The organism is Microbulbifer sp., assembly GCF_051659245.1.
GTDB lineage: Bacteria > Pseudomonadota > Gammaproteobacteria > Pseudomonadales > Cellvibrionaceae > Microbulbifer.
In genome coordinates, this window is the sequence record NZ_JBOFOC010000022.1 from 1 (window position 1) to 6,422 (window position 6,422).

General features: G+C 58.9%; 6 protein-coding genes. All 6 read left to right on the forward strand.

The window, feature by feature from the left end:
• The first annotated feature begins 189 nt into the window (after positions 1-189).
• Complete coding sequence (locus tag ACRC0P_RS02350) at positions 190-810, forward strand: hypothetical protein (RefSeq protein WP_438628146.1); 621 nt, start codon at positions 190-192, stop codon at positions 808-810.
• Positions 811-861: 51 nt separating this feature from the next.
• Entirely contained in the window at positions 862-1,368 is a 507-nt protein-coding gene (locus ACRC0P_RS02355) for a hypothetical protein (protein WP_438628148.1), read from the forward strand.
• 136 nt (positions 1,369-1,504) lie between these two features.
• Complete coding sequence (locus ACRC0P_RS02360; protein WP_438628150.1) at positions 1,505-4,348, forward strand: hypothetical protein; 2,844 nt, start codon at positions 1,505-1,507, stop codon at positions 4,346-4,348.
• The gene (locus ACRC0P_RS02365) at positions 4,345-4,968 is read left to right on the forward strand and encodes a phage tail protein (protein WP_438628152.1); all 624 of its coding nucleotides are present in this window, start codon (positions 4,345-4,347) and stop codon (positions 4,966-4,968) included. The genes ACRC0P_RS02360 and ACRC0P_RS02365 overlap by 4 nt, the downstream gene beginning before the upstream one ends.
• A 7-nt stretch (positions 4,969-4,975) precedes the next feature.
• The gene (locus ACRC0P_RS02370; protein ID WP_438628154.1) at positions 4,976-5,410 is read left to right on the forward strand and encodes a helix-turn-helix domain-containing protein; all 435 of its coding nucleotides are present in this window, start codon (positions 4,976-4,978) and stop codon (positions 5,408-5,410) included.
• Positions 5,411-5,806: 396 nt separating this feature from the next.
• The gene (locus ACRC0P_RS02375; RefSeq protein ID WP_438628156.1) at positions 5,807-6,220 is read left to right on the forward strand and encodes a hypothetical protein; all 414 of its coding nucleotides are present in this window, start codon (positions 5,807-5,809) and stop codon (positions 6,218-6,220) included.
• Positions 6,221-6,422: the final 202 nt, after the last annotated feature.

Consider the following 6,422-nt stretch of genomic DNA (forward strand, 5'->3'; position numbering starts at 1 on the left):
CGGCAGTGTCGGAAAAGACACTGCCGACACCCGGGCTGTCCGGCTTGACTGACTCTAACTTATTGTTTTTATTGAGTTTTAAAGTTGGCATGGCTTTTGAGATAGAGACTCCTGTCAGACGGTTTCCGCCGAATGGCCGTAGCAAAAATACAGCTGCGATTAATTTTTCAATCAACAGGAGTCATACCGATGCCTACCTATACCCTCAATATCGACTTTCCAAAACAGGACCTGGACACACTCTACAAGGCGGGTGAAAAGGTCACCCTGATCAAGCAGTCCGCCAACGGCCAGCCCGTTGCCTGGGTGTGCTTTTATCCCTTCGAGAACAACACCGTCACCTGGGAGGAGGAGTACGCAATCTATGCCTCCACCACCCAGATTCAAGGCGGCGCGACCATCCAGAAGATGTCCGACGATATGGCCCGGGCGCAGATGCTGTACACCTTCCAGAATGGCAACTTCGGCACGCCGTCTCCCTCCGGACAGCTCTCCGAAGGCCAGTACGGTGTGGTCAATCAGACGCCGCTCGACCAGGCGGAGGGGCTCTGTTTCGGCCTGGCGCAGAACGTGCAGGTGAACGGTACTGCCTATCCCAACAGGCCGATCAATGCGGACTGGGTACCCAGCAAGCATGTGGCCACTTTCACGCCCTACGAGAATATCAAGCTCTTCATGAACAGCAGCATCCAGGACGGCATGGTGGTTACCGATATTTTCAGCCCCAGCCTGACCCTGACCTTCGGCGGTTCCACCACCGAGATCACTGCCAACTACAACGCCACCACCGGCAGCTTCGCCCAGGCGTAAGACCCGATAGCCCCCGCATTGCGGGGGCTGTATTGAAAGAGGAGATCACTGATGACCTTTGCAACCATGGCCCAATATGTGGAGAGGAATCTCGCCGATGACACCGCAAGGTATCTCAATGACCGGTCAGATTCCTTCAGTGGCTATTTCGGGCTGAACAACTATTTCAATGAGGACACCGTAAAAACGGTGATGAGCCGCTTGCTGACGGAGTGGATAGCTGCGAACGATACCGAGGAAACCGCCATGGTATTCAGCGAGCTGCACTATACCGGTTTCGACAACCGTGCCGATATTGGTGTTGTCTATTTGACCGAGGGTGGACACGCGGCGCCGACGAAGACGTTGTATATCGAACTGAAGACGGATTTCTCAGTGGATAGTGTCAACGGCGACGTCAACATCCTCGACCTGATCGCGGGTGCTGGTAATTCCCCGATCACTTCGGCCTATGCTTTTTACACGGTATTCGAAGGCCAGGAAGGGTGGACCCGCTATATCGAGGCTCCCACTCAGCCCAATGTGCATACCGTGGGAATCCCCGTTACGTCGCCCTGAGGAGTGAACTTTAGGCGCGAACCGGGTTGCCTCTCCGGGTGATTGGATGGCGCAGCTCAACTGTCATGTTACCGGCAGTTGTGCTTCGCCTGCCGATCCTCTATCTGCCGCTGATTACTGAGGTCTGGAATAATTTATGAATGACTATCCGGAAAAACGAGAGATCGGGCCGGTAATTTTTCGCTGGAGGTTCGGCGGTATCGGTCGCGGTTACATAGAAGTCGAATGGCTGGGGCATATTATTGCCCAGGCACCACTGCCCCTGCCCGACAAGCAAAACCCGTTGCACTTCTTCTCGCAGCCGGACCCGCAAAACCCGATGCGCGCTGTCAACGGAGAAATGCATTATACGGCCAGCTCCAAAAGTCTGTTGGTTACCCGCCTGGAATACCCCGATGGCGAGGCTCGGAACGAACTGCTGTTTGGCGGGGATTCCCCTGGCCCGCGCCCGCCGGTTCCGCTGCCGCCGGACAGTGAGCCTGCGGAAACCGGGGTAATTGTCGAGCGCCCTCCGGAATCCGATCTGTTCCCCTATTTGTACCTGGCCCAGTGGCCGGGCATTACCGCCACGGAACTGGAGAATCGCTTCGTACAGTACGATACCGGGTCGGCGCCGAAGAACAGCTTCTACGAGAAACTGGTGGAAGCGCGCCAGCAGGGGCGGGGAGCCATGGTGGATCAGGCGGATCTGTTCCTGGCGGAGAAAGCGCCCTATACCGGCCGCTACCTGCGCACTATCGATGCCCTGGGTGTGCCCATGGACCGGTTGCCGTCCCTGAATGAAGGGTTTCGTCGCTCCCCTCCCGTCGACCTGGCTGAGTTCAAGCAACGCACGGAAGTGGCGCTGGAAATGAGCTGGAGCGACATAGGGGAATACTGGCTCGGCGAAATCTTCAGCGGGCAAATGGAGCGCTGCTGGCAAAACCTGATGGCGCTGAATGTACAACCGGGTTTCAACCGGCAACTGGGGGACCAGCTGCTGGCAACCCTGGCTCTGGCTACGCTGATCGCGCGCATTGTCGCCAGCGAGCCCGAACCGCCGGAGGGTGATGCGGATGGTGAAGCCCTCCCACCGGAGCCCGCTCTTCTCTGGCCGGCGGAGCGCCTGGGCGAAGGTATCCGGGCCACGGTGGTGTTGCCCGGTACGGTGTTTCCTCTTCCGTCGGCCAAAGAGAGCGCGCGGGGCGGCGCCGGGGATACGGGCCCGGTTCCCTATGCCATCGGCGACCTGAAGCTTGTGAGGCAGCGACTGCGGGGATACTGCCTGGGCGAAGTCAGCGGTATAGAAAATGTGATGCGCGGCGAGTACAAGGAGTCGTCGGAGCGACGGCTGCGAGAATCCCGCGTAGAGGAGCTAGAGTCCGACAGCGGCTTGCAGCAGGTGGACCGCGAATTGTCCGGCCAGCGCCAGGACCTGCTGGCGGAAGCCCTCAATACCCTGGAGGAGAATTTCCAGTACCACTACGAGAGCCAGTACGGCCCGCCGGCCAAGCAGCTGACTGTGATTGTGGATGGAACGGTGCAGCCGGTGGACGGCAAGCCGCAGAAAACGGCCACCAGCGATGCCACCCGCGCCGCGCGCCTGTTGACCCAGCGCGCTGCCGGTTCCCTGGCCCGTCGGCTGCACTGGCAGCGCAGCAGCGCCAGTATCGACCGGGACGAGCGCTGTACTGTCCGGCGTGTCGATGCCAGCGGCATGGACAATAATCTCCGCGCTATCTACCGCTGGGTCAACAAGATCTACCAGTGCTGGACAGTGACTCTCGGCAAGCGCTTTATCCTGGAGTTTCTTGTGCGCAATCCGTCGCAGGGATATATCTCCGGCTCCTTCAGCCTTCGCGGTCTGTCCCTGCGGGAGCCTCCGCCGCTGATCGATTTCGATGTAAAAAACTTCCAGGATATTTCCGTCGACCCGAAGTCCCCCGCCTACTATGCCAACCTGGCCGCCGAGTACGATGTGGTGGATATACAGCCGCCTCCGGCCCCCCGAGTGATAAGCAGTGCCGCCTTTCAGGGGGGCGAGCCGGTGTGCCGGCAATCGATCCCGGTGGCGCCCGGCTATCGCGCCGTCTCCGCGAATGTGACGGTATCCCCCGCGCCCGGTGACGACAGCCTGAAGCTCTGTGTCAGTGTCGGCCAGCAGAGTTACGAATATCCGGGGGGCGAAACTGAAACCGCGCAACTCAAACTGAGCGGACAAACCGGCCAGGTGCCGGCGGCGGTACTGGTCTCCACCCCAAAAAAATCCCTGAAAACTCCCGCCGGCTACAGTGTCGCTGTGGAGATAGAGGCCGAGCTGGGTGAACAGGCCCTGGATGAATGGAAACTGGCAACCTTCAAGGCCATTTCCGCTGGCTGTACACGGCAGCGTGAGCGCTATTACGAAATGGTGGGCTCCTGGCCCAGCCGGGTATATCAGCCATCCCCCTTAGGTGCCCGCGAGGCTGTGCGCGACGAACTGCGTCGGGACATCGTGCGGCAACTGATCCGGCACGTGGAAAAACTGACCGGGGAGAGCGGGAATATCGCTCTGGGCGGGCAGCGCTACGTGCAGTTCCTGGAGCGCGCGCTGGCCTGGGAGGAAATGGCCTACGCTTTTACCGTCAAGACCGAGGACGATGTCGGTACCGCAATCAGCCAGCAGTATCGTGGTGAGGACGAACTTTTCAGCGCATTCCTGCAAGCGGGATTGGCTCGGGTGCTGTTGCCGGTAACACCGGATTTCGCTTTCCGCATGCTCTACTTCCTGGCCAGCGGCCAGATCTGGCCGGGCGCCGACACCCTGGCGCCAGTGTTTTGCCCGCAGGAGGAGGGGACGCTGGACTACCGCTACGTCAACCTGGCCAATGCCCTCAAGGAATCCTCCGAGGCCGGGGCCGAGGAAGAGCGGGGGGAAAGCTGGGAACTGGTGGTGCCAACGGATATGACCGTGCTGCAGGAAGGTGATGAACTGCCGGTATTCACGGGAGAAATGCCATGATCAGTCCTCCTTTCGTACCGCCGCCCGCTTTTGCCGCAGAGTGGATTTCCGGTGTCCCGGTGGGGGTCGTGTGCCCCTATGCCGGACAACTGGCCGATCCCTTCGGCAGCGACGGCGAGGAAAATGACAGCGCGCAACCGGCACTGTGGCTGGAGTACTGGGGCTGGATGCTGTGCGACGGGCGCCAACTGGGTATTGCCTCCTACCCGGCACTGTTCGAGGTGATCGGCAATCTGTACGGCGGGGATGGTGAATATACCTTCCGCCTGCCCGATTACCGGGGTCTGTTCCTGCGCTGTGTGGACAATGGCGCAGGTGTGGACCCGGATGTGGACCAGCGCCTGTCGCCGGCCAGTGGAGAAAAATACTCGGGTGTGGGCTCCGTTCAAAAGGATGCGCTGCAGGACCACCAGCATGCTTACCAGTTTGCCAAGCCCGGGGACGGACAGGAGCAGTTTCAGGGGGGGCAGGTGACGTCGCCGGCTACGCCCACTGCCAGTGGCGATCCAATCCTGCCCGGGAGCCTGTCGCCGGCCAAGCCCGCCGGCGATCCGGCGCGCACCAGCAGTGAAACCCGGCCGCGCAATATCTATGTCAATTACCTTATCAAGTGCCTGTGAGGTTGTCGTGAAGATACAGCAAGCCCCCGCGAGCCTGCCGCCCGACGGTTTTCCTCCGGCGCCTTGCGCACTCGAGCAGGGGCTGGCCGACTGCAAAGAGAACTCGATGGGCGAACGCCTGGAGCAGGTATTGCGCGCGCGCAAAGTGCGCAAGGTATATCCGCTGGCACTGGAACTCGGCGTAAACGAAAGCTGTATCAGCCGCTGGCGCCGGGACGGGGCCATCTCCACCGATAATGCCATCAGGCTGTGCCGGATACTGGATGTTTCGCTGGATTGGCTGCTGTGCGGGCGCGGGCAGATGGACCAGCACAAGGGGCGCAGTATCAGCGACGAGGAGTACGCGATGATCGAGGCCCTGCGCCTACTGCCGGGCGAGGCGCGCCATTCAATTCTCAATCTTTTTGCGGCCATTGATTCGCGCCTGGATAACAGATCGTAACCGAACCCCCTCCCTTTACCGTGCCATGGATTTCCTGTGGCCTGGGTAACTACTCACCCATAGGGAACCTGCATTGGCTTGAGCGAGCCACCCTGTAGGAGCGGGCCATGCCCGCGATCGGGTTCTGTTCGCGGGCATGTCGGATGGCCGCCCCGCTGCTCCTACAGGGGTGAGCAGTTACAGGCACAGTTTTTATGGTCGGTGGATACTGGGGTTATCCCAGGGTGTCGCGTGTTTGGGGGTGCAAAATTTTTTCTATTTTTTATGCAATTTATTTGGTTTTATTTGGTTTTCCAGAGAATCTGTTTTCAAAACTTACGAAAGCTCATGCGTTAGTATTTCTGTGGTTAAAAATATTTTTAACCTATTTTGTTAACGACTACTGAGGACTGTGTTATGAAGACTTTCAACAGATCCATGGTGTATCTGATACCCTTTCTATTAATATCTCTGATCGGCTGCTCCACCAGTGGAGATGTGGTAGGGGATCCGGCCTGCAGGTATACGCTAAACAGCTACAACCACGTCTACCCTCGTCATTGTGATCCAAGTAGATTTACTTCGAAAAGCAAGTTCGGTGGTGCCGGTGCACGCTACTGCAACGGCCTGCCCGGCGGGCAGGAGCTGTGCGATACGGTGCAGGCCGCTCCTGACCGGCGCAGGGTACAGCCGGACGGGCGCATCTGCTACGATAAAAACATGGGGCACGTCATCGGCACCAGCGGCGAGCAGTGGGCCCGTGTAGTGATTAAGCCGGGCACCGGAGAGGTGGTTACCCAGTTCCCTGAAAACAGCGCCGGTTGCCGGTAGGGCGACTGTGGTAGGGAAGGGCGTGGGAGCCTGTTGGCTTCCGCGCCAGCTGCCAAAACATTTCCTAATTACCACCGTTGCTAAGCTATGATATACTGTATATCCATACAGTCAAGTCATTAATTTACAAGGAATTCGGTCATGGCACGCAACAAGGTCCAGTTTCAGAAAGGCATCAGTTTGGGCGATTTTATTAAAAACT

Coding starts and splice junctions, on each gene's coding strand:
- ACRC0P_RS02350 (WP_438628146.1), top strand. CDS start 190: ATGCCTACCTATACCCTCAATATCGACTTTCCAAAACAGGACCTGGAC.
- ACRC0P_RS02355 (WP_438628148.1), top strand. CDS start 862: ATGACCTTTGCAACCATGGCCCAATATGTGGAGAGGAATCTCGCCGAT.
- ACRC0P_RS02360 (WP_438628150.1), top strand. CDS start 1,505: ATGAATGACTATCCGGAAAAACGAGAGATCGGGCCGGTAATTTTTCGC.
- ACRC0P_RS02365 (WP_438628152.1), top strand. CDS start 4,345: ATGATCAGTCCTCCTTTCGTACCGCCGCCCGCTTTTGCCGCAGAGTGG.
- ACRC0P_RS02375 (WP_438628156.1), top strand. CDS start 5,807: ATGAAGACTTTCAACAGATCCATGGTGTATCTGATACCCTTTCTATTA.